23 protein-coding genes are annotated in these 25,405 nt (G+C 67.5%); 5 read left to right on the plus strand and 18 right to left on the minus strand.

Annotation, left to right across the window (positions count from 1 at the left end; all coding sequences use genetic code 11):
• Nucleotides 1–26: 26 nt before the first annotated feature.
• The 3 genes from HW466_RS27285 to HW466_RS27295 all read right to left on the minus strand — a co-directional run bounded on the left by HW466_RS27285 (nt 27) and on the right by HW466_RS27295 (nt 3,422).
• The gene (locus HW466_RS27285; protein WP_059799793.1) at nt 27–1,376 is read right to left on the minus strand and encodes an MFS transporter; all 1,350 of its coding nucleotides are present in this window, start codon (nt 1,374–1,376) and stop codon (nt 27–29) included.
• A gap of 124 nt (nt 1,377–1,500) precedes the next feature.
• Nucleotides 1,501–2,805, minus strand: coding sequence for a gallate dioxygenase (locus HW466_RS27290; RefSeq protein ID WP_059845922.1), 1,305 nt, complete (start codon nt 2,803–2,805; stop codon nt 1,501–1,503).
• A 74-nt stretch (nt 2,806–2,879) separates the two neighbouring features.
• The gene (locus HW466_RS27295) at nt 2,880–3,422 is read right to left on the minus strand and encodes a hypothetical protein (RefSeq protein ID WP_151003196.1); all 543 of its coding nucleotides are present in this window, start codon (nt 3,420–3,422) and stop codon (nt 2,880–2,882) included.
• Nucleotides 3,423–3,894: 472 nt separating this feature from the next.
• On the opposite strand from HW466_RS27295, the gene HW466_RS27300 reads away from it, so the two are divergent.
• Both HW466_RS27300 and HW466_RS27305 read left to right on the plus strand, forming a co-directional pair.
• Nucleotides 3,895–5,154, plus strand: coding sequence for a LysR family transcriptional regulator (locus HW466_RS27300; protein ID WP_151003194.1), 1,260 nt, complete (start codon nt 3,895–3,897; stop codon nt 5,152–5,154).
• A gap of 158 nt (nt 5,155–5,312) precedes the next feature.
• The gene (locus tag HW466_RS27305) at nt 5,313–6,230 is read left to right on the plus strand and encodes an NAD(P)-dependent oxidoreductase (protein ID WP_151003193.1); all 918 of its coding nucleotides are present in this window, start codon (nt 5,313–5,315) and stop codon (nt 6,228–6,230) included.
• 21 nt (nt 6,231–6,251) lie between these two features.
• On the opposite strand, the gene HW466_RS27310 is transcribed toward HW466_RS27305, so the two are convergent.
• The 7 genes from HW466_RS27310 to HW466_RS27340 form a co-directional block, all read right to left on the minus strand.
• A complete protein-coding gene (locus HW466_RS27310) occupies nt 6,252–6,815 on the minus strand; it encodes an SLOG cluster 4 domain-containing protein (protein WP_151003191.1) in 564 nt (187 codons plus the stop codon).
• A 78-nt stretch (nt 6,816–6,893) separates the two neighbouring features.
• Entirely contained in the window at nt 6,894–8,141 is a 1,248-nt protein-coding gene (locus HW466_RS27315) for an MFS transporter (protein ID WP_151003189.1), read from the minus strand.
• 268 nt (nt 8,142–8,409) lie between these two features.
• Nucleotides 8,410–8,739 (minus strand): H-NS histone family protein, encoded by a 330-nt coding sequence (locus HW466_RS27320; protein WP_059449241.1) that lies wholly within the window; start codon nt 8,737–8,739, stop codon nt 8,410–8,412.
• A 598-nt stretch (nt 8,740–9,337) separates the two neighbouring features.
• Nucleotides 9,338–10,282, minus strand: coding sequence for a dTDP-4-dehydrorhamnose reductase family protein (locus HW466_RS27325; protein ID WP_151003187.1), 945 nt, complete (start codon nt 10,280–10,282; stop codon nt 9,338–9,340).
• A 161-nt stretch (nt 10,283–10,443) separates the two neighbouring features.
• Entirely contained in the window at nt 10,444–10,857 is a 414-nt protein-coding gene (locus tag HW466_RS27330; protein WP_059449243.1) for a DoxX family protein, read from the minus strand.
• Between the two features lie 320 nt (nt 10,858–11,177).
• Nucleotides 11,178–12,161 carry a lysozyme inhibitor LprI family protein gene (locus HW466_RS27335; RefSeq protein WP_239006228.1) on the minus strand — a complete coding sequence of 328 codons (984 nt, stop codon included), beginning with the start codon at nt 12,159–12,161 and terminating at the stop codon, nt 11,178–11,180.
• Between the two features lie 444 nt (nt 12,162–12,605).
• Nucleotides 12,606–13,490, minus strand: a complete 885-nt coding sequence (locus HW466_RS27340; protein WP_059943769.1) for a LysR family transcriptional regulator — start codon at nt 13,488–13,490, stop codon at nt 12,606–12,608.
• Between the two features lie 127 nt (nt 13,491–13,617).
• Between HW466_RS27340 and HW466_RS27345 the strand changes: the two genes are divergently transcribed.
• Complete coding sequence (locus tag HW466_RS27345) at nt 13,618–14,343, plus strand: pirin family protein (protein WP_151003183.1); 726 nt, start codon at nt 13,618–13,620, stop codon at nt 14,341–14,343.
• A gap of 60 nt (nt 14,344–14,403) precedes the next feature.
• The gene (gene wrbA / locus HW466_RS27350; protein WP_151003181.1) at nt 14,404–15,006 is read left to right on the plus strand and encodes an NAD(P)H:quinone oxidoreductase; all 603 of its coding nucleotides are present in this window, start codon (nt 14,404–14,406) and stop codon (nt 15,004–15,006) included.
• Nucleotides 15,007–15,140: 134 nt separating this feature from the next.
• On the opposite strand, the gene HW466_RS27355 is transcribed toward wrbA, so the two are convergent.
• The 3 genes from HW466_RS27355 to HW466_RS27365 form a co-directional block, all read right to left on the minus strand.
• Complete coding sequence (locus HW466_RS27355) at nt 15,141–15,467, minus strand: hypothetical protein (protein WP_059541615.1); 327 nt, start codon at nt 15,465–15,467, stop codon at nt 15,141–15,143.
• A 247-nt stretch (nt 15,468–15,714) separates the two neighbouring features.
• Nucleotides 15,715–16,449: an LrgB family protein gene (locus HW466_RS27360; protein WP_060348776.1), complete on the minus strand. Its 735-nt coding sequence runs from the start codon at nt 16,447–16,449 to the stop codon at nt 15,715–15,717.
• Entirely contained in the window at nt 16,446–16,817 is a 372-nt protein-coding gene (locus HW466_RS27365; protein ID WP_059505825.1) for a CidA/LrgA family protein, read from the minus strand. Before HW466_RS27365 ends, HW466_RS27360 begins: the two co-directional genes overlap by 4 nt.
• A 351-nt stretch (nt 16,818–17,168) precedes the next feature.
• On the opposite strand from HW466_RS27365, the gene HW466_RS27370 reads away from it, so the two are divergent.
• A complete protein-coding gene (locus tag HW466_RS27370) occupies nt 17,169–19,022 on the plus strand; it encodes an ABC transporter ATP-binding protein (protein ID WP_060348800.1) in 1,854 nt (617 codons plus the stop codon).
• A gap of 46 nt (nt 19,023–19,068) precedes the next feature.
• On the opposite strand, the gene HW466_RS27375 is transcribed toward HW466_RS27370, so the two are convergent.
• The 5 genes from HW466_RS27375 to HW466_RS27395 form a co-directional block, all read right to left on the minus strand.
• Nucleotides 19,069–20,559 carry an aldehyde dehydrogenase gene (locus HW466_RS27375; protein ID WP_174905589.1) on the minus strand — a complete coding sequence of 497 codons (1,491 nt, stop codon included), beginning with the start codon at nt 20,557–20,559 and terminating at the stop codon, nt 19,069–19,071.
• A 30-nt stretch (nt 20,560–20,589) separates the two neighbouring features.
• Nucleotides 20,590–22,005 (minus strand): amidase family protein, encoded by a 1,416-nt coding sequence (locus HW466_RS27380; RefSeq protein WP_151005288.1) that lies wholly within the window; start codon nt 22,003–22,005, stop codon nt 20,590–20,592.
• A gap of 46 nt (nt 22,006–22,051) precedes the next feature.
• Nucleotides 22,052–22,432, minus strand: a complete 381-nt coding sequence (locus HW466_RS27385) for a cupin domain-containing protein (protein WP_059810166.1) — start codon at nt 22,430–22,432, stop codon at nt 22,052–22,054.
• A 74-nt stretch (nt 22,433–22,506) separates the two neighbouring features.
• A complete protein-coding gene (locus HW466_RS27390) occupies nt 22,507–23,799 on the minus strand; it encodes an NAD(P)/FAD-dependent oxidoreductase (protein ID WP_151005290.1) in 1,293 nt (430 codons plus the stop codon).
• Nucleotides 23,800–23,825: 26 nt separating this feature from the next.
• Nucleotides 23,826–25,391 carry a DUF3138 family protein gene (locus HW466_RS27395; protein ID WP_151005291.1) on the minus strand — a complete coding sequence of 522 codons (1,566 nt, stop codon included), beginning with the start codon at nt 25,389–25,391 and terminating at the stop codon, nt 23,826–23,828.
• Nucleotides 25,392–25,405: the final 14 nt, after the last annotated feature.

A 25,405-nucleotide genomic window follows, 5' to 3' on the forward strand; every position in this document is an offset into this window, starting at 1 on the left:
CACCGGACGGCGGCGCGCAACGCGCGTCAGTGCGCCGGGTTTTCGAGTTCCCGCGGTTCCGGCGCGGCCGTGTGCTGCGTCGTCATGATCGCGATCGCGGCCAGCGTGGCCGGCACCGCGAGCATCGACAGGATCGCGTCGAACTTCCAGCCGAAGCCGAGCAGCGCGCCGCCGATCGCCGAGCCGAAGATGCTGCCGAAGCGGCCCATTCCGAGCATCCAGCTCACACCGGTTGCGCGCGCAACGGTCGGATAGCGTCCGGGCGCGTAAGCGTTCAGCCCCGTCTGCGCGCCGCTCATGCAGAAACCGGCCGCGAACACCAGCAGCGCGAGCGACGAGGACAGCGCGCCAGCCCACGCGAGCACGGCCACGCACAGGCCGCCGCCGAGATACGCGGCACCGATCACCGGCGCCGGCCGCACGCGGTCCATCAGCCAGCCCACGCAGATCGCGCCGATCGTGCCGCCGATCTGGAACATCGCGGTCACGTTCGCGGCCGTGCTGACGGACAGGCCCGCGTCCTTGATCAGCGTCGGAAGCCAGCCGGTCAGCAGATAGATCACCAGCAGACCCATGAAATAGGTGATCCACAACGACAACGTGACGCGGCCATAGCCTTGCGAGAAAAGCACGCCGATCGGCTTGCGCGTCGGCAGCGGCGGCTCGTTCGATACAAACGTCTCGTTGCCGCTGAACTGGCCGCCACACACGCGGTTCAGCAACGCGCCGATGCGTTGCGACGGCGCGCCGCGCACGGCAAGCAGCCGTGCCGATTCGGGCAGCAGCCAAAGCTGCAGCGGAATCAGCAGCAGCGGCAGCGCGCCGCCGAACAGCAGCACCGAGCGCCAGCCGTGCAGCGGGATCAGCCAGCCGGCGACGAAACCGATCAGCGCCGAGCCGAGGTTGAAGCCGGTAAACATCACGGTGATCATCAACGCGCGCATCCGCTGCGGTGCGTACTCCGACAACAGCGTCGTCGTGTTCGGCATCGCCGCGCCCAGACCGATGCCGGTCAGCAGCCGCAGCATCGCCATCTCGAACGGCGAGTGCGCGTGCGCGGTCAAGATCGTGAACACGCCGAACAGGAACACCGACGCGATCAGCACGCGCTTGCGCCCAAACCGGTCGGCACTCGGGCCGGCCAGCAGCGCGCCGATCACGAGGCCAATCGGCGCCGCGCTCATCACGAGACCGAATTCAGGCCGCGAGATCGCCCAGTCGCGAATCACCGACGGCGCAACGAACCCCATGATCGCGACGTCCATCCCGTCGGCGATCACGACGAGGCAGCACAGCACGACCAGCAGCCACTGGTAGCGCGACACTGGCCTCTCGTCAATGAATGCCTTGATGTCGATTGTCTTTCCACTGTCCATCATGACTCTCCTGTCTCCTTGGAGACGATCGACCCGTCGATTCGTCATCCTATTTATATGGTTCGATACGCTGCCGGCGTTCCGGTCCCGCAGGCGCGGCGATCCCGCGCGCCTTCGTCCTGCCTTACGTGTTGCGCGGCTTGTCCGCGCCGTCCCAGCCCAAGGGCCCGGCGCTCTTTCCAGCTACCGAATACAGCGCCCCCGGCGCGTTGCGCGTACGCTGGAACGCCTCCAGCGATTCGCCGCGCATCGCCGCATAGATATGCAGGTTCGATACGCCCGTCACCGCACCGAGCTTCTCCAGCAGGAAAAAGATCACGCCGTAGCGCAGCAGGCCGAGCCAGTCGCGTCGGCGAATCAGGTCGCGCTCCGCCGTGTCGAGGCCCGCGGCTTCGAAGCTCGCCTCGGGGTCGCTCAGGAACTGCGCGCGATGCGCAGGCTCGATCATCCGGTGCAGATAGTCGTTGATCCGGTACGCGCGAACCGCGCGCTCGATCGTGAACGGGTAGGTGCCCGGCAGTCGCTCGACGCCGGAGAGCTCCGCCGCCATTCGCTGCCGATGGCGTTCGGCCGCCGCCTCGTCGACGTCGGTGTCGGCCGGCTCGTAGACGGCCGTCGCAATGCCCGTCATCGACGGCAGGTAGTAGCTGCGATGACGGCACACGACGCCGGCCGGCAACGCGCCGCGCATCGTGAGCCACATCACGACCTCGGCGCCTTCGAAACCGCCAAGCGTCGCATATTCGCCGAGCGGCATTGCGGCCAGGCGCTCCGGGTCGTCCTGGAGCAAATCGAGAAAGCGCGCATCCCATTCGGGATTGTTGAAACCGGAACGCTCGCCGTGCACCTGGTGCGACAGCCCGCCGGTCGCGACGATCGCGACGCGCAGGTCCTCCGGATAACTCTCGATGGCGCGCCTCAGTGCCTGCCCGAGCCGATAGAAGCGGCGCGCTGACGGCACCGGCAACTGCAGCACGCCCATCTGCAGCGGCACGAGCTGCACCGGCCAATCGGGACGATGCGGGCACAGCACCGACAGCGGCGAGAAACAGCCGTGATCGAGCGGCTTGTTCTGGAAGAATGACATGTCGAACTCGTCGGCCATCAACGACTGGCCGATATGCGCGGCCAGCATCGGGTGACCCGCGATCGGCGGCAGGTCTCGCGCGCCACCGCCTTCGTCCGCCGGATGCCACTGCGGCCCGACGCCGAGCGCGAACGCCGAATAGTGATCGAAGAAGAACGACGTCACGTGATCGTTGTAGATGAACAGCAGCACGTCGGGGCGTTTTTCGGCGAGCCACGCGCTCAGCGGCGCGAAGTTTTCGAAGATCGGTGCCCAGACAGGGTCCTGCTGCTTGTTCTTGTCGAACGCGAACCCGATCGTGGGCGTGTGGGAGGCCGCGATGCCTCCGATGATCCGTGCCATGCCAATGCTCCTTCGTGATGCTCGAATGCGTTCCGGCTTCGCCGTCCGCTACTGATGAATGCGTGCGCGTACGCTTACGCGCGGCGGCCGTTCGGCTGCGGCGCGAGACTGCGCTTGACGACCAGCGCGAGCGGCACGGCGAAGACGAAATGCGACATGAACCCGCCGATGATCACGTTCGGATCGAAATAGTTCGGGTGATTGCTCGACGCGATCATGATGAGCGCGTGCATCACGATCCACGCGATGATCGCGAAGAACAGCGCGACGAACGTCGCCTCGAAGCCGCGCCGGCGAAACCATGGCCAGATCGCCGCGAACACGATGCCCCACGACAGCGCGAACGCGAAGTGGATCGCTGTGCCGATGAAGTACGCGCCGATGCCCAGCGCATCCTGCGCGGCCTTGCCGAACACGAGCCCCGTCGCGTTGCGCGGAATGCCGGCGAGCGGCATCAGGTGCTGCGCAACGACCCAGACGAGCGCCTCGTAGACCCAGATCAGCACGGCCCCCGCCACGCCGCCGCGAATCCCCGCGCGTACCGTGTCGGCAAACGTCGTGCTGTCCTGCGCTGCTTGCGTCGTTTCGCGTGCTCCGATGATGTGCTGCTGTCCCATTGGGCTGCCTCGTTCGTGAATGCGGGCGCCGCGCTCCGCGCAACCCCTTTGTGATCGGACGAACAATGAATCAGATGACGGCCCGATGCGCCGGCAACCGCGCGCTTGCTGTCGCCGGAACTGAAATTACTCATTCGGCAGCGGGGCGAAACAGTCAGGGTAAACCCTTTAATCGAAGCGAAACGGCATGTCTGACACGCTCTCAGCCGGCATGCGAACGGCGCCGCCGATGCCTGGAACGCCCGCCGGGCATGGCGCTCGGGGATGGAGACGAGCTAGGTTGCCGATCGCGGCCCGTTGTCCGTCGATTCGCGATCGATAAATAAAACAGATAGCTGGATAAGCACGACGCAAGTTCTGCCGCCGCCGTTCCGGTAAAGTCGGTCAACGCGCTTCGATGCTGGCGCAGCTCGCGCGGATGCACGCAGGTCATGCGCGATCGCCGCCGCGACGCACATCGCCCGACCGACCCATGGACAACACCGAACTCCCGAACCTCGCCTTCCTGTACGCGGTGCAGCGCGTTGCCGAAACCGGCAGCGTGAGCCGCGCCGCCGCCACGCTGTTTCGTGCGCAGTCTGCCGTCACACGCGCGGTGCAGGACCTCGAGACGGCCCTCGGCGAACCGCTGTTCGATCGCAAGCCGTCAGGCATGCTCGCGACACCGGTCGGCCGCGCGGTGCTGAAACGCGGTGAGCGCGTGTTCACCGAACTCGGCGCGCTCGCGAGCTGGTGTGCGCTGCGCCAGTCGCGCCGCCGCGCATCGGCCGAAGGCGGTCTGCCCGCGTATCTGCTCAACACGCGGCGGCTCCAGCTGTTCTCGACGCTCGCGCGGTATCGGCACATGCCGAGCGCCGCGCGAGCGCTCGGCCTCACGCAGCCAGCCGTCAGCAGCGCGATCCGGATTCTCGAGAGCGGTGCGGGTTTCGCGCTGTTCCATCGTCATCCGCGCGGCCTCCTGCTCACGGCCGACGGCGAGACGTTTCTGCTTCATGTGCGGCGCGCGCTGAACGAATTGCGGCACGTCGCCGACGACGTCGCCGCGCTGCACGGCAGCATCCAGGGTGTCGTAACCGTCGGTGCGCTGCCGCTCGGCCGCACGCTGATCCTGCCCGAAGCGGTCGCGCGCGTCGTCACGCGATTTCCGAAGGTGCGCGTGATCACCGACGAAAGCGCATACGAGGCGCTCGTCGCCGGTGTGCGCGCGGGCGACATCGACTTCATCCTCGGCGCGTTGCGCGTGAGCGACCCGGCAAGCGACCTCGAGAACGAGCGGTTGATGTCCGAGAACCTCGTCGTGCTCGCGCGGCACGATCACCCGCTCGCCGGCGTCCGGAACCTCGGGCTCGCGAGCCTCGCCCGCGCGCAATGGATCCTGCCGCGCAGCCATGCGCCCGCGCGCGGCCTGTTCGAATCGCTGTTCCGGCGCATGAAGCTCAAGCCGCCGATGCCGACGGTCGAAAGCGCGGACCTCGCGGTGATTCGCGGCCTGCTGCTGCATAGCGACATGCTCGCGGTGCTGTCCGCGCAGCAACTGCGCTACGAATGCGATGCGGGGCTGCTGGCCGTGCTCGATGTGCCGATGCGCGAAACGACCCGTGACATCGGCCTGATGACACGCACCGGCAGTCCACCGTCGCCCGCGGCGCGTGCGTTGATCGACGCGATACGCATCGTTGCGACCGAGGTCGCACGTACGCCGCACGCCCCTGCCACGACCATCGCGCGATAAGCAAAGTGCATGGCCGTCGAGCCCAATTCGCATCGGGCCGGTCGAATCCGTTGCCCCACAATGCAATCAATACACGGCGCCGTGTGCAACCGATGCGCGTAGCCGCCATAAGGCATTGCGATACCGCCCGCGCATCACACACCCGAGGAGCGACACGCATGATCGACCCGGCAATTTCCTTCATTGGTTTCGGCGAAGCCGGTGGGCTGCTCGGCGGCGCGCTGGCCGCCCGCGCCGTGCGCGTGACGATGTACGACCGGCAACTCGACGACGCACGGTCGGCGCCCGCGATGCGCGACAAGGCCGCGCGCCTGCACGTCGAAGCCGCATCTTCACTCGCCGCCGCGATCCGCGACTCGCGCTGGATCGTGTCGGCCGTCACGGCGTCGTCCGACGCGGAAGTCGCGGCGGCGGTCGCCGTGCACATCCGCGCCGGACAGACTTTCATCGACATCAATTCGGTATCACCCGCGCGAAAGCAGCATGGCCAGCGTCTGATCGAAGCCGCCGGCGGGCGTTACGTCGAAGCGGCGGTGATGGCGCCCGTACCGCCTCACGGCCTCGCCGTGCCGATGCTGCTGGCCGGCCCGGCGGCCGAAACGATCTCGCTCGAACTGAATGCGCTCGGCTTCCATGCGCAGGCCGTGTCGACCCGCGTCGGCGTGGCGTCGGCGGCCAAGATGTGCCGCAGCGTGATGATCAAGGGAATCGAAGCGCTGACCGTCGAATGCCTCGGCGCGGCGCGCGCATACGGCGCCGACGCGCTCGTGCTCGCTTCGCTGCGGCAGACCTTCGACACGTTCGCGACGCTCCCCGACCTGCCCGGCTACCTGATCGGCCGCGTCGCCGAACACGGCCGCCGGCGCGCGGCGGAGATGCGCGAAGTATGCGATACGCTGCGCGAAGGCGGCGTCACGCCGGAGATGAGCGCCGCATGCGCATGCGTGCAGGATGCATTCATCGACAGGATGGCCGCCCGCGGGCTTGATTACCACGCGCTGCTGCCGCTCGACTGGCAAGATGTGCTCGACCGACTCGACGACCGGTTGCCGCGGGCACCGGCCCCCGGCGACTGACGCACGACCGCGATCGCACTATCACTGTACCTGCGCCGCATGCGGCAACGCCGTCGCGAACACTGCGTCGATGAACCGGACCACGTCGTCGAGCGACGACGTGCACGTCGCACCCGCAGCGAGTTCACTAAACGCGCCGTCCGGCCCGAGGCAGATCAGCGGCTTGCACCAGCGCCGCGCGAGCGCGATCTCCTCGGCCGTGCCGTGCCCGCCGGGTAGCGCGACGATCAGGTCGCTGCTCAACACGTTCACGTAGTTGCGATTGATCGTGTGCGGATCGGCGCCCGGCTCGCGGCGCGGCAGCGGCGTGAGGATCGGTATCTCGACGAACGGATGCGGATAGCCGTCGAGCGGCACGAAGCCCGCCTGCGGATCGGCCCGCGTCGGCACGATGCCGATCGACCGGCCGGCCCGTCCCGGCACGCCGGCGAACGCACGCGCGACCGCCAGCATCACACCCTGGCCGCCGCCCGTCAGCAGGTTGAAGCCGGCCTGCGCGAGCCATGCGCCGAGCGGCTCGGAAAACGCGAGCCATGGCTCCTTGCCCGAGCCCATCACGCCGATCGTTCGGTTCTTGAGTTGCATGGTGAATTCCGGTGACGAATTCCAGTTGAACTGCGGCGTGGCGCCGGGTCGCGGCACCCGGCGCCACGCCGCACGTCGTCAGTCGAGTTCGACGCCCTTCAGTTCCGGAATCAGGAACAGCGTCGCGATCATGTCGAGCACGTACAGGCCGGCGAGCAGCGCGATCGCCGTCTGGAACGAATAGTGCGCGGCGAGCGCGCCGACGGCCACCGGCCCGAAACCGCCGACCGCGCGGCCGATGTTCCACAGCACGTTCTGCGCGGTCGCACGCGCGGCGGTCGGGTAGCCTTCGGACATCAGCGTGCCGTAGCCGCCGACCATCCCGTTGACGAACATCCCCATCAGCGCGCCGGCCCACAGCATGGCCGTCGGGTCCGACAGGCGCGCATATGCGATGACCGTCACGACCGAACCGAGCTGATACAGCAGGAACGTCGGCTTGCGGCCGATGCGATCGGCGAGCTGCCCGAACGTCCAGACGCCGATCATCATCCCGACGACGGTCGCCGCCGTCCACAGCCCCGACTTCGTCAGCGAGAAGCCCATCTGCTTCGACAGGAAGGTGGGCAGCCAGATCATGATCCCGTAGTAGCCGAAGTTCTGGACCGAGCACAGGATCACGATGCCGAGACTCGTGCGCGCGGTGCGGGCGTCGGCGACGAGCATCCGGAATGCGTTGGCCCGTGGCTGCGCCGCGCGCTGCACGAAGAGCTCCGGCTCGTGCAGCCGGTTGCGCAGCAGCCACGCGAGCAGCGCGGGCAGCACGCCGACCACGAACATCCCGCGCCAGCCGACATGGAGCAGCAGCAGCGGCGTCAGCAGCGCGGCCAGCAGCACGCCGGCCTGCCAGCCGAGCGCAACGTAGCACGAAACGCGCGCCCGCTTGCTCGCCGGCCACGCTTCGGCCGCGAGCGCCATGCCGATGCCGAACTCGCCGCCAAGGCCGATGCCCGCGATGGTCCGGTACACGAGCAGATCCCGGAAGCCCTGCGCGAACGCGCACAGGCCGGTGAAGACCGCGAACAGCATGATCGTCCAGGTCAGGACGCGCACACGGCCGTAACGGTCGCTCAGTGCACCGAACAGAATGCCGCCCGCGACGGCGCCGATCAGCGTCCACGTGACGAGCGCGCCGCCCTGCCCGGGCGTCAGCTGCAATGCCGCAGTGATCGCCGGCAGCATGAAGCCGAGGATCAGCAGATCGAAGCCGTCCATTGCATAGCCGATCGCCGAGCCGGCCAGCGCCTTCCACGCGTACGCGTTGACCTGATCGTCGCGCGACGGCGCCGGATCGCCCAGCGCCGAAGATTTCATGTTTGCTGCCATGGTGTCCTGCCGGAAATGTCCGGGCGACATTCTAAAGCCTGCCCCGTGCCTGACGGGCCGGCGGACGCGCGCACGCGCAAAGCGTCGCGCGGCCCGCTTCCGGGAACGGAGGCAGGCCGCGCGGGTAATGAATTTGAAAGATGGTGAAGTCGGCGATCGCACAATCAGGCGGGACACCGAAACAACGCGATGAAGCGGATCTTGCGAGGCCGGCATCGCCGCCGGCGCGGATCGACCGGCACTGGGGCGGTGCCGGCGCGGTGCTGCCTCAGCCCTGATCGTCGCCGGGCCACCAGGTCTTTGCCGCGCGCTCGACGAGCAGCGTATCGAGATCCTTGCCTTCGAGCCATTTGGGTCGCGGGCCACGGCCCGACCACGAGCGGCCGGTCGTCGGATCGTAATACTTGGCAGGCGCCTTGCGTTTTCGCTGGACGATGTAGCCGAGGGCGCTCAGCACTTCCTGCTGCGTGATGCCCAACAGCTCGACCTGTTCCTTGAACGCCGCGAGTGCGGCTTGCTTCTCTTTCTGCTTCGCTTCCGACAGCTTGATGTTCAGGTCCCGAAGTTGTGCTTCGAGCTCCTGCAGGGCCTGGGTCATGTATTCATCCTCTTTGGGCATGTTTTTATTCAAAAAACCTCCGATGGGCGAAGCTATCACGAAGTTCCGCCAATCTGTGTTGCGATATGTGAATCGGTTGCCTGGACCTGTAAGGCTTTCGAAGTATGCCGAATGTCGCGCCATCGTCGAAAAACACATGGCATCGGCACGCAACACGCGGCTCGGCGCATTCGAGCGCGCGACGAGCCGTCGGTGGCGACCTCCTCGCCACCTGCCGCCGCATCGGACAGGCGCGGCATGGCGCGAATGATAGCAGTGCGCATCCGTCATGTTCGAGGACTTTTGCGGTCCGGCGCACACTTGCCTTCGCGAGCCCGCGAGTGTCGGCGCAGGTGCAGCGGTTTACATGCCGAAGCTGCAACCCTCCGGCGCGAACGGTGTATGGAGCATCGCTGCCGCGCGCGGCGTTCAGCGCGCGCTCGATATGGACGACGTAACGTTCAGCTTCGCCGGGCAACGCGGCCCGGATGCGCTCGGCGTGCTCGTCAACCGGCAGGCACGCAGCCGCGCGCCGGATCGCGTCGTCCGTGACGAACACGTATCGCGACGGGCCGTCGCTCCCGATCCTTCGTATGCGTCAGGGCAGCGGCGGCGCATCGCGCAGCACCGCTTGCAGCCCGGTTGCGAACGGCGTCGCATGATCGATCCCGAGTGCGCGCACGCTCGATGCATCGAGGTGGCAATCGTACGGACGCGGCGTCGCATCGGCCGGCGTGTCGATCCGCGCGAGCGCCGCGTCGATGCCGAGCACGGCCGCGATCCGTTGCGCGATGTCGTACTTCGTCATCGGCTCCTCGCCCGACCAATGACGGATTCCCGTGACGGGCGAGCCCGCGAGATGCCGCAGCGTCAGGTCGCGGATGACCGCCGCGACGTCGGGTGTGTAGGTCGGATAGCGGATCGCCCACGCGTCCATCCCGACCGCATCCGCGCCCGGTCGCGCGGACGCGACGGTCGCCGGCACGAGGCTTGTGACGGCCGACTCCCGCCAGTCGACGATCGGCCCGTAGAGCAACGGCAGGCGCAGCACGCATGCGAGCGGCGACGCGGCGAGCAACGCGGCCTCGCCTTCCAGCTTGGTGCGGCCGTAGATGTTCAGCGGGTTCGGCGTTGCGTCCTCGCGATACGGTGCCGCGTTGCCGTCGAACACATAGTCGGTGGAGATGCCGAGTGTCCACGCGCCGTAGCGTGCGGCGAGCGCGCCGATGCGGGCCGGTGCGTCGACGTTGATCGCGCGCGCGGCCGCGGGGTCGTGTTCGCAGACGTCCGGGCGGCGTTCGGCGGCGCAGATGATTACGGCAGCCGGCCGGGAAGTCGCGAATAGGTGTTCGAGCGCCGGCTGATCGAGCGCGTCGAGCCGGGCGACGTTTTCCGGCCGCAGTGCAAGGCGCCGTGCGCCCGCGGTGTCCGGGTGACGGATCGTTCCGATCGTCGTCAGCGACGATTCGCGGGACAGCGATGCAGCAACCGCACGGCCGAGCAGGCCGGACGCGCCGATGAGAAGGATGGTCGGATGCGGCACGGTGGCGAACGATGAAAGGGGATGAGGGCCCCCAATCTATACGAGAACGCGCAGTCGATGTCGATTTCGCGCGCACGTCGACGACGTGCGTATGATGAAAAAGGCCCGATGCGCGATTGCGCGCACCGGGCCTGTCGTGCGGCACGAAGTCTCGCGTCCGCTTACTTGCGGTCGAACGAATAGCGCCCCGGCCCGCTTACCGCGAGCAACAGCAGCCCGCCGATGATGCTGATGTTCTTGTAGAAGTTGATCATCGCCAGATACTGATCCATGCCCTGCAGCGCCCAGTAGCGATGCCCGATCAACGCGGTCGCGAGCGTATAGACCGCGAACACCAGCGCGAGCGGACGCGTATAGAACCCGACCGCGATCAGCGCGCCGCCGACCAGCTCGACCGCCACCGCGATCACCGCCGACAGTTCCGGCGACGGTGCGCCGGTCGACGCCATGTACGCGACCGTGCCCGAGAAGCCGTTCAGCTTCTGCCAGCCGAACAACACGAACAGGATCATCATCAGCACGCGAGCCGCCAGCAGCAGCTCGTCCTTCTTCGACTCCAGCGAAACGTAACGCATAGCAATCACCTTGATTTGACGGTTTGACGCATTCGGTACCGACGTCCGCGCAACGGCGGATCCACGGATCGGCAACGAACCCTCCTCGCACGATCGAACCGCGGGCCGTCCGGCCCGCTGCCGAAGAATCCGTTCCGTCGCGCCGTCGTGGCGCGCTGCGGTGCGGTTCTGGCGAAGCACGGGTGCAGTCTACTGTCCCACCGGAAATCATCAATCCGTCAAAACAAGATTCGCTGTCTCTATTCAGTGGACAATTGTCACGTAACAAACGCGTCATGGCCCGCCGCGCACATTTCGCGCCGGCATACCCGGCTGGCGGATCACATCAAATCGATCGGCAACGTCTTGTCGAGATTGTCGTGCCAGGCGCGAATGGTCTTCGGCACGGTCTTTTTCCATGCCGGCACGCTCGTGTAATAGCGCATCCGCACGTTGCCGTGGGCATCGAATACCAGCAGGCCGATCCACAGATCAGTGCCGCGACGCATCACGATCGCGGCGTTCGTCGTTGCGATGCCGCGTACCCAGTACGACTTCACGCCGGCATTCAGGCCGTCGAGATCCTGCTCGTCCGCGCTGGAATTGACCGTGTCGACGAGCGTCTGGTAATCGGCGCCGAGCAGCTTGTGCGCGATCGCGTTCTGCCGCGCGTCGGTCAGCACCTTCAGGGTCACGAGATCCGCCGCCTGACTCGCCTGCGCCTTCGATGCCGTCACGTAGTCGCCCGAATACACGACGCCTGCACCGGCGCCGCAATCGGCATCGCCGCCCTGTTGAGCGACGTGCACGCGCCCGCCCTTGCGGCTGAAATCGAGCCGGCAGCGATCCTGGCGGAACGTGCCGGTGTCGCCGTGCAGTTCGATATCGCCGCTCAGGCCGCCGGTATTCGCGCCGTTGTTGCCGCTCAGTTCGAAGTGAAGGCGCGGTGCCGTGCCGCTGAACGTCAACACGCCACCGAACGACGGGTTCGCGCTGTCGCGATACCACGTCTGCTGCCAGCGATCGGCCGCAAGCGACGTGCCGTTCAGGCTCGCGAGCCGCTCGCGATAGCGGTCGCCGAGGCACGATGCATCGTTTCCACAACGATCGCGCTGCTTGAGCCAGTCCAGCTGCGCAGCCTTCAGCGCGGCCGTATCGCCACCTTTGGCAAGCGCCTTCTTCCACGCCGCCGCCAGCTCTCCGTCGAGCGCCGACAGCCCGGCATCCGCACAGATCGCCTTCTCGCTCGGCGACGCGGCTTTCGCGCAATCGAAGCCCGCCGCATGCACGGCCATCGGCAAAATGGTAAGCATTGCCAACATCATGACGGATCGCAGGTTCGCGCTCCGCGCATGCCGGCCGTAACGCGCGGCTGCCTCTCGCTCGCCCGCGCGAGCATTCGATCGGTTCTTCGTTGTCATTGGACTGGACTCGTCGTGGATGGCGGGGAGTAGAAGCTACGTGGCCGATGCGGTTCGAGGTAAAAACACCCGGTCCGGCATGCGACGCCGGCCGTCGCCCCCGGCGAAGCCTAACGCGAATGCGCGTCGTCGATCAACGCCGCCGAGCACCGGGGACGCGCGAATGGAAAGCCCCTGCGATACCGGCACACGAATGCCGAGACGAGACATCGCGACGCTGAATACATCAAGCGGCACGCCGCCCGCCCGACGCGCCCTGCCGCTCGACGAAAGCCGTCGCGGCGTCCACCGCGCGTGCAACCTCGCCTTCATCGGGTCAAAAGAACGCCGCGCAGCGCACCGCGCCCGCTACGCCCGCGCGCCCAACCGTTCGGCCAGAAACCCGATGAACGTGCGCAGCGTGACGAACCCTTCACGGTGCTGCGGAAACACCGCGTTCAACGTGATCGGCGACGGCGCATATGCATCGAGCACCGGCACGAGCGCGCCACTGTCGAGCGCCGAGCCGACGATGAAATGCGGCAGCAGCGCGATGCCGAGCCCCGCGATCGCCGCGTCGCGCACGACTTCACCGTTGTTCGCGACGAGCGGACCTTGCACGTCGAACGTGCGCGCGGCGCCGTCGACCCGGAATTCCCAGCCCACACGCCGCTCGCGCCCGTACATCAGGCACGTATGGCCGGCGAGGTCGGCCGGCGTCGCAGGCGCGCCCTGTCGCTTCAGATACGCGGGGCTCGCGCACGCGATCATTTCCCAGGCGGCCAGCGGTCGCGCAATCAGCGTCGAATCCTCGAGCGTGCCGATCCGCAGCACGAGATCGAAGCCCTCGCCGATCAGGTCGACGCGCCGGTCGGTCAGGTCGACGTTGAGCCGCACGGCCGGATGCGCGGACAGGAATTCGGCGATCAGCGGCGACACGTGCGTGATCCCGAACGACAGCGGCGCGCTGATCTTCAGCGAACCGTGCAGCTCGGTGCTGCGCACCGACATCGCCTGCTCGGCGTCGGCGACTTCGGCCAGGATCCGCTGCGCGCGCGCATAGAACTCCTGCCCCGATTCCGTGACCGCGAGATTGCGTGTATTGCGATGGAGCAAACGCACGCCCAGCGCGGCCTCGAGCGCCATCGTGCGCCGGCTCACGAACTGCTTGGACAGCATCAGTTGATCGGCCGCCGCCGTGAAGCTGCCCGCATCGACGGTCGCGACGAAGATCCTCAGGTCGTTGAATTCCATATTGTCCACCTCAGAGTGACAGTCATTATCACTACAGCCATTTATTTGTCAAATCGATTGACCTAAGATTCATCTCAACGAACGGCCGGGCCCACTTCCGAGGACCGGCGATATCCAGGAAAAAATCATGATCGAGACTCGTGCAGCAGACCAACGTGGCCGTGCCGAGCATGGCTGGCTCAGCTCCCGTCACACGTTTTCTTTCGCGAATTACTACGATCCGAAGCAAGTCGGCTTCTCCGACCTGCTGGTGATCAACGACGACCGCGTCGCGCCGGGCCGAGGCTTCGGCACGCACCCGCACCGCGACATGGAAATCCTGTCGTACGTGCTCGACGGCGCGCTGGAGCACAAGGATTCGATGGGGACCGGCTCGGTGATCGTGCCGGGCGACGTCCAGCTGATGAGCGCGGGTACGGGCGTGCGTCACAGCGAGTTCAACCACTCGCACGAGACGCCGGTCCACTTCCTCCAGATCTGGATCGGGCCGGCCGAAAAGGGCGCCGAGCCGCGCTATCAGCAGACGAACATCGAGGCAGACGACAAGCGCGGCAAGCTCACGCCGATCGTATCGCCCGACGGTAGCGGCGGTTCGCTGAAGATCCGCCAGGACACGCGGATCTACGCGGGCCTGTTCGACGGCGACGAACGCGCCACGCTCGAACTGGCGCCGGATCGCTTCGCCTACGTGCATGTCGCACGCGGCAGCGTGACGGTCAACGGCGTGACGCTCGGCGAAGGCGACGGCGCACGGATCCGCAACGAGCAGTCGCTCACGTTCGCGGACGGCAAGGATGCCGAAGTGCTGGTATTCGACCTGCGTCCGGTCGAAGTGACGGCCGAGTGGGCATGACGCCCGTTCGGAACATCGGGCCCCGCTGAAGCGGGGCCTTCTCAATCGGAGATTCGCAACATGGCCAAGGTACTCGTTCTCTACTACTCGTCCTACGGGCACATCGAAACGATGGCGCAGCACGTCGCGGAAGGCGCGAAATCGGTGCCCGGCGTCGAGGTCACGCTCAAGCGCGTGCCTGAAACCATTCCCGTCGACCAGGCGAAGGCGATCGGCATCAAGATCGACCAGGCCGCCCCCGTCGCCACCGTGGACGAACTCGCGGGCTACGACGCGATCATCTTCGGCACCCCGACCCGCTTCGGCAACATGGCCGGCCAGATGCGCACGTTCCTCGACCAGACGGGCGGCCTGTGGATGAAGGGTGCGCTCGTCGGCAAGATCGGCAGCGTGTTCGCGTCGACCGGCACGCAGCACGGCGGCCAGGAAACGACCATCACGTCGTTCCACACGACCCTGCTGCATCACGGGATGGTGATCGTGGGCGTGCCCTATGCGTGCAGCGGGCTCGTCAACATGAACGAAATCACGGGCGGCACGCCGTACGGCGCGACCACGCTCGCGGGCGCGGACGGCAGCCGTCAGCCGAGCGCGAACGAACTCGACATCGCGCGCTACCAAGGCAAGCACGTCGCGGAACTCGCCGCGAAGCTCGCGTCGTAACGCGGGCGCCGCCCGCCCCGGGACACCCGGGCGGGGCGGCGCGTGCCGCCGCTGCGCGGCACGCACGAGAACGCACGGCGCCGGTCGACCCGGCGCCGCTTTCCGGCGCGCGAGCGCCGGCTGTTACAGGCCCGTTACTGGCCCGATGCCGGCGCGGCGGGCGCGGCCGGAGCGGGTGCCGGCGCCGCCTTCGTCGCGGGCGCCTTCTCCACCGCGTTCTGCGGGTAATTGCTCTGATCGTTGGTCAGCCGGTAGCCGGTGCCCGTGCCGATCGCCTTCAGGTCCTTCGCGTGGCGCGCGCGGGCGGCCTTGCGGGCTGCCTTCTTCTGCGCCTTGTCGAGCTGCTTCTGCGTCGGTGCGGACGCCGGATCCTGCGCGTATGCCGCCGGCGCGGCGGTCAACAGCAGACCGAACGACGCCGTTACTGCCACTGCCACCGAAACCACGCGAGACTTCGTCATGGCCGGATCTCCTTGTCGATGTTGGTTGTGGGTCGAACGCCGGCACGCACGCGACGGACGTCGGCGTGCGACCACGGCGCCGATGCAACGTTAGCCGATCGCCGCGCAAATGTCCGTGCCGGTTCCTGAATTCTCCTGATAACGGCAACGATACATGCGCGGCAGGCGTCCGGCCCGCCGGCGCGGCGCGCGTGCCATCAGGGAAACCGATAGCATCGCGCGGCCGGGCGGCGCCGCGCAGCGCCGCTCAGATCCAGCGCGACAGCACCGGCAGCAGGACCGGCACGACGAACGCGGTCAGCACGCCGTTCATTCCCATCCCGAGGCCCGCGAACGCGCCGGCCTCCTCGCTGACCTGGAACGCGCGCGCAGTGCCGATCCCGTGCGACGCGACGCCGAGCGCGAAACCGCGCACCGCCGGCTCCTCGATGCGCAGCGCGTTCAGGATCGCACGGGCGCACACGGCGCCGAAAATCCCGGTCGAGATCACCAGCACGGCGGTCAGCGACGGAATGCCGCCGATTTCCTGCGCGACGGCCATCGCGATCGGCGTCGTCGCGGATTTCGGCGCGAGCGACGCGATCGTCTGGTGCGACGCGCCGAACAGCGCGGCGATCCCGACCGCCGACACGATCGCGGTCAGCGAGCCCGCGAGCAGCCCGGCGAGCAACGGCACCGCGGCGCGCCGCAGCTTCGACCACTGGCGGTACAGCGGCAGCGCCAGCGCGACGGTCGCCGGGCCGAGCAGGAAGTGGACGAACTGCGCGCCTTCGAAATACGTCGGATACGGCGTGCGCGTGATCGTCAGCAGCACGACGATCAGCGCGACCGCGATCAGCACCGGGTTCGCGAGCGGGTTGAAGCGCGCGCGTGCATAGGCCGCCTGTGCGATCAGGTACGCGATCAACGTGATCGTCAGGCCGAGCAGCGGCGTGGCCGCGAGGTAGACCCAGATCGCGCCGAGCTTCGGGAAGGCCGTCATCGCGTGCCCTCCGCCATGCCGTCCGCGCGCCGCTGGCGCCGCAGCAATGCACGCGTGACGAGTGCGGTCACGGCGATCGCGAGCGATGTGCTCACCGCCAGCGCGACGACCACCGCGAGCGCATCGCCGCGCACGCGGTCGGCCGACACCATGATGCCGACGCCGGCCGGCACGAACAGCAGCGACAGATGGCGCAGCAGCTCGAGTGCGGTCGGCTCGATCGCGTCGGCCACCCGCGGGCGCAGCATCACGAAGCCGAACAGCAGCAGCATGCCAATCACCGGGCCCGGCACCGGCAGGCCGAACAGATAGGACACCCCTTCCCCGAGACACTGGAAGGTCAGCAACACCGCGAATGCCTGCAGCATGAAGCTTCTCCCGAACGTGGCCGCGCGATCGTGCAGGCGCGCGGCCGATGAGCCGGCGGCTTGCCGCGCCGGCGTGGACGATACGCGCGATCGTATCAACAAAGGCCGACGGCCGGGCCGCCGGCGTGGCGCGCGACCGCGGGCAACCGCCCTGCAGCCGGATCGAATCGATGCGACACTTGCCGCCGGACGATGCGAAAACGACGCAATCGTCGCGCAAGATGAGGCGTCGCATACGCTCGGCGCGGTCGAGTCATGGATTCGCTCGCAGCGAATGCGTACCGCACGACGCACATGAAACATGCATCACGGGGCGGCCACCTGCCCTCGCCGCATCAAGGAGAAGGTTCGATGTTTTCGTGGTTTGAACGGCGCCTGCCGACATTCCCGCTCGAGGATCCCGCCACGCCGCCGAAGGGATTCTTCTCGTTCGTCTGGGCGTGCACGAAAGGCGCGCGCAGCTGGCTTCTGCTGATCGCGCTGACGTCGGCCGCGCTCGCCGCTTACGAGGCGGCGCTGTTCGCGATGATGGGACGCGTGGTCGACTGGCTGTCGTCGGCCACGCCTGCCGACTTCGGCGTCCGCCACTTCGGCACGCTCGCCGGTTTCGCCGCGATCCTCGCGGGCAGCGCATTGCTGATCGCGCTGCATACGATGGTCAAGCATCAGGTGCTCGCGATCAACTTCCCGATGCGGCTGCGCTGGCTGTTTCACCGGCTGATGCTCGACCAGAGCCTGTCGTTCTACGCGAACGAGTTCGCGGGCCGCGTGACGACGAAGATCATGCAGACCGCGCTCGCCGTGCGCGACGCGCTGTTCATGTCGGTCGACGTCGTGATCGGCGTCGGCGCGTACCTGATCGGCATCCTCGCGCTCGCGGCGAGCTTCGACTGGCGGCTGATGATTCCGCTCGCGCTGTGGGCGCTCGGCTACGGCGTCGCGTGCGCGTATTTCGTGCCGCGCCTGGGCGCTGTGGGCAGCCGGCAGGCCGACGCGCGCGCGCTGATGACAGGCCGCATCACGGACGCCTATTCGAACATCACGACCGTGAAGCTGTTCTCGCACACGCGCCGGGAAGCCGACCACGCGCGGCGCGCGATGGAGGCATTCAAGGTGACCGGCGATGCGCAGATGCGGCTGGTCAGCGCGTTCGAGGTCGTCAACCATCTGCTGTCGACGCTGCTGCTGATCGGCTCGACCGGCGTCGCGCTTTATCTGTGGCTGCACGGCGACGCGAGCGCGGGCGTGGTCGCGGCCGTGGTCGCGATGGCGCTGCGCCTGTCGAGCTATTCGCACTGGATCATGTGGGAGATGACCGAACTGTTCGAGAACGTCGGCACGATCCAGGACGGCATCAACACGCTGACGAAGGTGCGCAGCGTGGTCGACGCACCCGATGCGAAGACGCTCACCGTGCAGCGCGGCGGCATCGTGTTCGATAACGTGCGTTTCGCGCACGAGGACAACGACACGCCCGTGTTCGACGGGCTGAACCTGACGATCCGGCCCGGCGAGCGGATCGGCCTCATCGGCCGCTCGGGCGCCGGCAAGTCGACGCTCGTGAACCTGCTGCTGCGCTTCTACGACGTCGACGGCGGCGCGATCCGGATCGACGGGCAGGACATCGCGCACGTGACGCAGGACAGCCTGCGCGCGGCGATCGGGATGGTCACGCAGGATACGTCGCTGCTGCACCGGACGATGCGGGAGAACATTCTGTACGGCCGCCCCGACGCGACCGAAGACGAGATGCGCGACGCAGCCGTGCGTGCTGAAGCGTCCGACTTCATCGAGCGGCTGCGCGACCGGCATGGGCGTAGCGGCTACGACGTCGAGGTCGGCGAGCGCGGCGTGAAGCTGTCGGGCGGCCAGCGGCAGCGCGTCGCGATCGCGCGCGTGATGCTCAAGGATGCGCCGATCCTCGTGCTCGACGAAGCGACGAGCGCGCTCGATTCCGAAGTCGAAGTCGCGATCCAGCGCAGTCTCGACACCCTGATGCACGGCAAGACGGTGATCGCCATCGCGCACCGGCTGTCGACGATCGCGGCGCTGGACCGGCTGATCGTGCTCGACGAAGGGCGCATCGTCGAGGAAGGTACGCATCTGGAACTGCTTCAGGCCGGCGGCATCTACGCGGCGCTGTGGGCGCACCAGAGCGGCGGGTTCCTCGGCGAGACGGCGGACGCGGAAGGCGCCGAGCAGTAATGTTCGTGCAAGCGCGGCACGCACATGACGGCCTGCCGCGCTGGCGTTACAACCGCACGATCGTCGATTTCAGTTCGGTGTACTTGTCGAGTGCGTGCAATGACTTGTCGCGACCGTTGCCCGACTGCTTGTATCCGCCGAACGGGAAGTTCATGTCGTCGCTGCCGTCGCCGTAGCAGTTGACCCAGACGGTGCCGGCACGCAGGCGCCGCGCGACCGTGTGCGCGGTCGCCTGATCCGCCGACCATACGGCCGCCGCGAGCCCGTACTCGGTGTCGTTGGCGATGCGTACGGCCGCGTCGACGTCGTCGAACGCGATTACCGACAGCACCGGCCCGAAGATCTCCTCGCGCGCAAGCGTCGCTTGCGCGTCGACATCGAACACGGTCGGCTCGACGTAGAACCCGCCCGTCTCCTCGCGCACGCGCGCACCGCCCGTCACCAGGCGCCCTTCCTCCCGTCCGATGCCGATATAGCGCAACACGCGCTCGAGCTGCACGCGATCGACGATCGCGCCCATTGCGACAGCAGGATCGAGCGGATGCCCGGGCGCAAAGCGCCGCGACGCGGCGACCACCTTGTCGACGAACGCGTCCTTGATGTCGCGATGCACGAGCAGGCGCGAGCCCGCCGTACATACTTCCCCCATGTTGAAGAAGATCGCATCGGCGGCCGCCTGCGCGGCGCGATCGAGGTCGGGGCAATCGGGCAACACGATGTTCGGCGACTTGCCGCCGAGTTCGAGCCATACGCGCTTCAGGTTCGATTGCGCGGCGCACGCCATGATCTGCTGCCCGGTGCGTGCCGAACCGGTGAACGCGATGCAGTCGACGTCACGGTGCTGTGCAAGCAGCCGTCCTGGCTCGGCCCCGCCGGGCACGACGCTGAACACGCCGGGCGGCACGCCTGCCTCGCATGCCAGCTGCGCGACGCGGAGCGCAGTCAACGGCGACTTTTCCGACGGCTTGAGCACCACGCTGTTGCCTGCAGCGAGCGCCGGCGCGAATTTCCATGCGGCCATCAACAGCGGGAAATTCCACGGCACGACCGCCGCGACGACGCCGATCGGTTCGCGCGTGACGAGTCCGACGAGATGGCGGTCGGCCGGCACGACCTCGCCGCCGACCTTGTCGATGGCTTCGGCATACCAGTCGACGCAGTGCGCGGCGGCCGGTATGTCGATGGCCGTCGTATCGGCGATCGGCTTGCCGGTGTCGAGCGTCTCTAGCAACGCGAGTTCGTCGCGATGCTCGCGCATCAGCGCTGCCCAGCGCTGCAGCACGGCCTTGCGGGCACGCGGATTCATGCCGGCCCACGCCTGCGCGTCGAACGCGCGGCGCGCGGCCGCCACGGCCGCATCGACGTCGTCGGCACCGCAGTCGGCGACCTGCGCGAGCACGCGGCCGTCGATCGGGCTCACGCACGCGAACGTCGCCCCGGTACGCGCGTCGCGCGCATCGCCGTCGATGAACGCGCGTGCTTCGATCACCAGCGCGGCCGCACGGGCCTGCCAGTCCGAGAATGTGGATGGATTCACGAGTGTTCCCTCTCCGTCAAAGATCGGCCATCACGACCCGGTCACCGGATCGATCGGCGTGAACGTGCCGGCGCGCGCCTCGATCGCTTCACCGGCGGCGAGGCACAGCGCCTCCTGGAAACGGCCGGCGACGAGCTGCACGCCCGTCGGCACGCCGCCGCGCACGCCGGTCGGCACCGACAGCCCGGGCAGCCCGAGCAGTGCGGTCGCCAGCAGCGGCCCCTGCATGTCGACGATGTCGCGCATCGCGTCGTCGCCGCGCTGGTCCGCGTCGATCGCGAACGGCTGCGCACACGACACCGGCATCAGCAGCAGCGGGTAACGCGCGAAAAACTGCTGCCAGTCCCGCAGCAGCGCGGTGCGCCGGGCCAGACCGTTCATATAGCCGGCCAGGTCGAGCGGCGTCGCGAGGTTGCGCTGGCTCGCGAACGCGGTCCGGATCGCCGCGTCGCCGTGCTGCATGATCACGTCGCCGAGCCCGCTGCGTGCCTCGTTGGTCACGAGGTCGAGCCATAGCGCGCATGCCTCGGCGAACCGAGGCGGCTGCGCTTCCTCGACGATGCAGCCGGCCTCCTCCAGCCAGCGCGCGGCCTGTTGGACCGCATCGACGACGACCGGATCGGACGGCACGCCCGGCAGCACGGGACACACGGCGACGCGTGCGGGAAACGTCGTATCGCGTCCAGCCGGTGCGACGGGCATCCACCATGCGTCACGCGCGTCACCCGCCGCCATTGCATCGAGTGCGAGACGCAGGTCGCCGACCTTGCGTGCCAGCGGCCCCTGCACGGATGCGAGCTGGACGGCGAGCGTGCGGTCCCTCGATTGCGTCCCGTTGTAGGCGGGCACGCGGCCGGCGCTCGGCCGCAGCCCCGCCACTCCGCACGCGTAGGCCGGGTAGCGGATCGAACCGCCGAGATCGTTGCCGTGCGCGATCGCGCCGATGCCGGCTGCGACCGCGGCGGCCGCGCCGCCGCTGGAGCCGCCGGGCGTCAATGATGGATTCCATGGATTCAACGTGCGGCCGTGCAGGTCGTTGTCGGTGAACCACCGGTATGAAAACGCCGGCGCGTTGCTGCGCCCGATCACGATCGCGCCCGCGTTGCGCAGGTTCGCGGTCACCGGGCTGTCGTCCTGCGCGACCAGGCCGGCAAACGCGCGCACGCCGTTGGTCGTCGCACGGCCGGCCGTGTCGACGTTGATCTTGACCGTCACGGGTACGCCGTGCAGCGGACCGACTGGCGTGCCCCGCGCGATCGCGGCATCGGCGGCCGACGCCGCCTGCAACGCGCTGTCGGCCAGCACGTCGACGATCGCGTTGATCACGGGGTTGACCTGCTCGAGCCGCCGCAGGCAGCTGTGTACGAGTTCCGTCGACGACACGTCGTGCCGCGCGACGTGCGCGGCCATCTCGGCCGCGCTCAGACGCCACAATTCCTGGGTCATGGGATGCTCCTCGTTGATGACTGGATCGAATGAATTCGGCCGCGTACTACGCACACGACGGCTCCGCCTGCGGCGCATGCGACGCGTAGATCTTCCGGCACGTCTCGACGACCTCCCAGGTGCCGCGAAAGCCCGGCGGGATCACGAAGCGGTCGCCGGCGCGCAGCACGCGTTCACCGCCATCGGCATCGCGCACGATCGCGACGCCGCTCAGCATCTCGCAGTACTCGGACTCGTCGTAGTCGATCGTCCAGCGCCCGGGCGTACATTCCCAGATCCCGCAACTGAACTGCCCGCACGGGCTGATGTAGTGATGCGACAGCGTCTGCATCGGATTGCCGTCGAGCAGCAACCCGGCCGGCACGCGGCTCTGCGTGAGCCGGGCCGGCGCCTGCATCAGGTCGACGAGATGGGTGACGTGGGTCATGATTGCCTCCAGCGCATGAGTGAATGGTCGAAACGATTCGCGGCCGCGCGATCATGCGAACCGCGCCGCACGGGTCAAAGCAGGTCCATCGTCCGGTGCCATGCCATCGCGAGCGCCAGCATCGGCGTACGCAGCATGCGTCCACCCGGAAAGTCGCGATGGCGAATCCGTCCGAACAGGTCGAAGCGCCCAGCCTGTGCGTCGATCGCTTCAGCGATCAGCCGCCCGGCGAGGCCGGTCACGTTCACGCCATGCCCGGAGAAGCCCTGCGCGAAATACACGGTCGGCTCGAGCCGCCCGAAATGCGGCGCGCGGTTCATCGTCGCGTCGATCAGGCCGCCCCACGCGTAGTCGATCCGCACGTCGGCGAGCTGCGGGAACGTCTTCAGCATGTCGCGCCGCATCGCCGCCGCGAGATCGCGCGGCGTGCGCGTCGAACTGCTCGCCTTGCCGCCCCACAGCAATCGCCGGTCGCGCGTCAGCCGGAAATAGTCGAGCGCCGAATTGCAATCGCTGATCGCCGAATCGGCCGGCATCGTCTCGGCCGCGCGTGCTGCGCCGAGCGGCTCCGTCGCGATAACGTAGGTCGCCACCGGGATGATCTTGCGTGCCAGGCCCGGCGCGAGCCGCCCGAGGTACGCGTTGCCGGCCAGCACGACGTAGCGCGCATCCACGTGGCCGCGCGCGCACCTGACACGGTGATGCGGTGCGGCGCGGTCGAGCGCGAGCGCGGGCGTGCCCTCGTGGATCGTCACGCCTGCCGCACGCGCCGCGCGTGCGAGGCCGAGTGTGTAGTTCAGCGGATGCAGGTGGCCGCTGCCTTCGTGGCGCAGGCCGCCGACGTAACGGTCCGATGCGACGAAGCGCGGCATGTCGGCACGCTCGACGATCTCGTAGCCGCGATAGCCGAAGCGGCTTGCCGCGGCGTCGCGCCATTTGCGCAGCGCATCGAGATGGCGCTGCTTGTTCGCTGCCGTCAGATAGCCGACGGTCAGGTCGCAGTCGATGCCATGCCGCTCAACCCGCCGCCTGACGATATCGACCGATTCGAGGCCCATCTCCCAGATCTGCCGCACGTCGTCTTCCGGCAGATGGGCCGAGAACGTGTCGATATCGCACGAGTAACCGGCGATCAACTGACCGCCGTTCCGTCCACTGGCGCCCCAGCCGATCCGCGACGCCTCGACGAGCACGACCGAATGACCGCGCTCGGCAAGATCGAGCGCCGCGGACAAGCCGGTGAGCCCGCCGCCGATCACGCAGACGTCGGCGGATACGGCACCGTCCAGCGACGGATGGCGGGTCCGGTCGTTCGCGGTATCTGCATAGTAGGACTGAACATGTTGCTGATTTTCAAACTTGAGCATGAGTGACATTCGCGAACGGCGTCGTGTCAGAACGCGTAGATGAGTTGAGTCGCGAGCAGGTCGTTCGACTTCGCGTACGACCCGTCGTGACGCAGGAATACCTTGTTGCTCGCCCAGTCGTGCCGATACTCGACCTTGACCGTGACTTGCTGGGTCGGATAGAACAGCAGGTCGAACGCGGCCGCCTGCCGCGTCGCGCCCTTGCACTCGAAACCAACGCCGCCGTTCGCCTTCGACATCGCGAGGCAGTCCGCATCGATGCCGAAGCCGTTGTACGGATCCATCCCGTTGCCGTTCAGGCCGATCGACGATCCGCCGCCGCCATTCCTGCGGTTGACGAGCAGGTCATAGCGCAACGTCGCGCCCATGCGGCCTACCACCGGCACGTTGAACTTGCGATGCGCGAGCAGCGACAACCCGAACCATTGCGCCAGGCCGCCATTGAACGCGCCGTGCTGTTGCTGGCCGTAATCGAGCTCGGCGTTGTACTGCGCGTCGGCGAGCGTGTAGGTCGCATCGGCTTCCGCGAAGAAGAATGCGCCGTATGCGCTCGGAGCATTGCCGCCGACACCGTAGTGCACGTTGCCGGTGGCCGGATCGACCGCGCTCGGCAGCGTCTGCCGGCCGATGTTGATCGACCCGCCGATGTCGAGTGCGCTGCCGCGCATGTAGTCGACGCGCGCGGTAAAGGTCGGCACCTTGTTGCTCGTCGTGATCGGGTCGCCGAGGGCATTCACGCCGGTCTGCGTGAGCGCGCCGGCGCTGCGGAACTGCTCGTTTCCGATGAAGAACTTCCATGCCCACTGGCCGCTCGGGCTCAGGTAGTTGATGCCCGCTCCGATCGACGAACCCGGATCCGAGAAGTCGTACAGCAAGTTGTGCGTGAGCGTGAGCATCTGGTTCGACTGCTGATACTCGTAGCCGCCGAAGCCGAGCACCAGGCCGCCGACGAACGCGGTCGTACCCGACAGCGGCACGGTGACGACGGCCGTGTTCACGATATCGAGACCGCTCGCGCCGCTGCCCGTCATCATCGACAGCCCGGCGCCGCGGTTCGGCATCAGCGAGATCTCGGCGGACGGTGCGGTCGGCCCGACGCCGAACGTTTTCTTGATGTCAAGGAATACGTCGCCGAACGTGCTGTTGTAATACGTGTACGCGTTCTCATGGTTCGCGAACTGGAACGACGACGTGCCGGCGCCGCGGTTGTATACATAGGTCGGATCGAGATAGCCGGTCACCGACAGCCCGGCGATCGGGCCGGTGCGCGCGGCGTCGGTCAGCGAGTCGACCTTCAGTTGCTGGTTCGCGACCTGCTGACGGATTTCGGTCACGTCGTCGTTGGTCAGCATGGCCGGTGCCTGCCCGTAACCGGGCGCCGACGGATCGGCAGCGGGTGTGCTCGCCGCAGCGGTCGGCGGCACCGGGGCAGCCGACGGTTTCGCCGCCAGCCGCGATTGCAGCGCGCTCATCTGCCGCTGCAACTCGGCGATCTGCCGTTGAAGCGCCTTGATGTCGCCGGCGCTCGAACTCGCTGCGGCCAACCCCGGCAACGCACCGGCGATCAACGCGCAAAGCATCTTCTTTTTCATTCGACGTCTCCTTG

This window comes from Burkholderia territorii (assembly GCF_902833055.1).
In the GTDB taxonomy this organism is placed as follows: domain Bacteria; phylum Pseudomonadota; class Gammaproteobacteria; order Burkholderiales; family Burkholderiaceae; genus Burkholderia; species Burkholderia territorii.

What these genes read in the sequence shown, in the direction of transcription:
- HW466_RS27395 (WP_151005291.1), bottom strand. Translation starts at nt 25,391, where the DNA reads ATGAAAAAGAAGATGCTTTGCGCGTTGATCGCCGGTGCGTTGCCGGGG.
- HW466_RS27295 (WP_151003196.1), bottom strand. Translation starts at nt 3,422, where the DNA reads ATGGGACAGCAGCACATCATCGGAGCACGCGAAACGACGCAAGCAGCG.
- HW466_RS27390 (WP_151005290.1), bottom strand. Translation starts at nt 23,799, where the DNA reads ATGCTCAAGTTTGAAAATCAGCAACATGTTCAGTCCTACTATGCAGAT.
- HW466_RS27360 (WP_060348776.1), bottom strand. Translation starts at nt 16,449, where the DNA reads ATGACGGCCTTCCCGAAGCTCGGCGCGATCTGGGTCTACCTCGCGGCC.
- HW466_RS27385 (WP_059810166.1), bottom strand. Translation starts at nt 22,432, where the DNA reads ATGACCCACGTCACCCATCTCGTCGACCTGATGCAGGCGCCGGCCCGG.
- HW466_RS27285 (WP_059799793.1), bottom strand. Translation starts at nt 1,376, where the DNA reads ATGGACAGTGGAAAGACAATCGACATCAAGGCATTCATTGACGAGAGG.
- HW466_RS27330 (WP_059449243.1), bottom strand. Translation starts at nt 10,857, where the DNA reads ATGCGTTACGTTTCGCTGGAGTCGAAGAAGGACGAGCTGCTGCTGGCG.
- HW466_RS27370 (WP_060348800.1), top strand. Translation starts at nt 17,169, where the DNA reads ATGTTTTCGTGGTTTGAACGGCGCCTGCCGACATTCCCGCTCGAGGAT.
- HW466_RS27315 (WP_151003189.1), bottom strand. Translation starts at nt 8,141, where the DNA reads ATGGCAGCAAACATGAAATCTTCGGCGCTGGGCGATCCGGCGCCGTCG.
- HW466_RS27305 (WP_151003193.1), top strand. Translation starts at nt 5,313, where the DNA reads ATGATCGACCCGGCAATTTCCTTCATTGGTTTCGGCGAAGCCGGTGGG.
- HW466_RS27380 (WP_151005288.1), bottom strand. Translation starts at nt 22,005, where the DNA reads ATGACCCAGGAATTGTGGCGTCTGAGCGCGGCCGAGATGGCCGCGCAC.
- HW466_RS27310 (WP_151003191.1), bottom strand. Translation starts at nt 6,815, where the DNA reads ATGCAACTCAAGAACCGAACGATCGGCGTGATGGGCTCGGGCAAGGAG.
- HW466_RS27345 (WP_151003183.1), top strand. Translation starts at nt 13,618, where the DNA reads ATGATCGAGACTCGTGCAGCAGACCAACGTGGCCGTGCCGAGCATGGC.
- wrbA (WP_151003181.1), top strand. Translation starts at nt 14,404, where the DNA reads ATGGCCAAGGTACTCGTTCTCTACTACTCGTCCTACGGGCACATCGAA.
- HW466_RS27320 (WP_059449241.1), bottom strand. Translation starts at nt 8,739, where the DNA reads ATGACCCAGGCCCTGCAGGAGCTCGAAGCACAACTTCGGGACCTGAAC.
- HW466_RS27300 (WP_151003194.1), top strand. Translation starts at nt 3,895, where the DNA reads ATGGACAACACCGAACTCCCGAACCTCGCCTTCCTGTACGCGGTGCAG.
- HW466_RS27290 (WP_059845922.1), bottom strand. Translation starts at nt 2,805, where the DNA reads ATGGCACGGATCATCGGAGGCATCGCGGCCTCCCACACGCCCACGATC.
- HW466_RS27335 (WP_239006228.1), bottom strand. Translation starts at nt 12,161, where the DNA reads ATGATGTTGGCAATGCTTACCATTTTGCCGATGGCCGTGCATGCGGCG.
- HW466_RS27355 (WP_059541615.1), bottom strand. Translation starts at nt 15,467, where the DNA reads ATGACGAAGTCTCGCGTGGTTTCGGTGGCAGTGGCAGTAACGGCGTCG.
- HW466_RS27340 (WP_059943769.1), bottom strand. Translation starts at nt 13,490, where the DNA reads ATGGAATTCAACGACCTGAGGATCTTCGTCGCGACCGTCGATGCGGGC.
- HW466_RS27365 (WP_059505825.1), bottom strand. Translation starts at nt 16,817, where the DNA reads ATGCTGCAGGCATTCGCGGTGTTGCTGACCTTCCAGTGTCTCGGGGAA.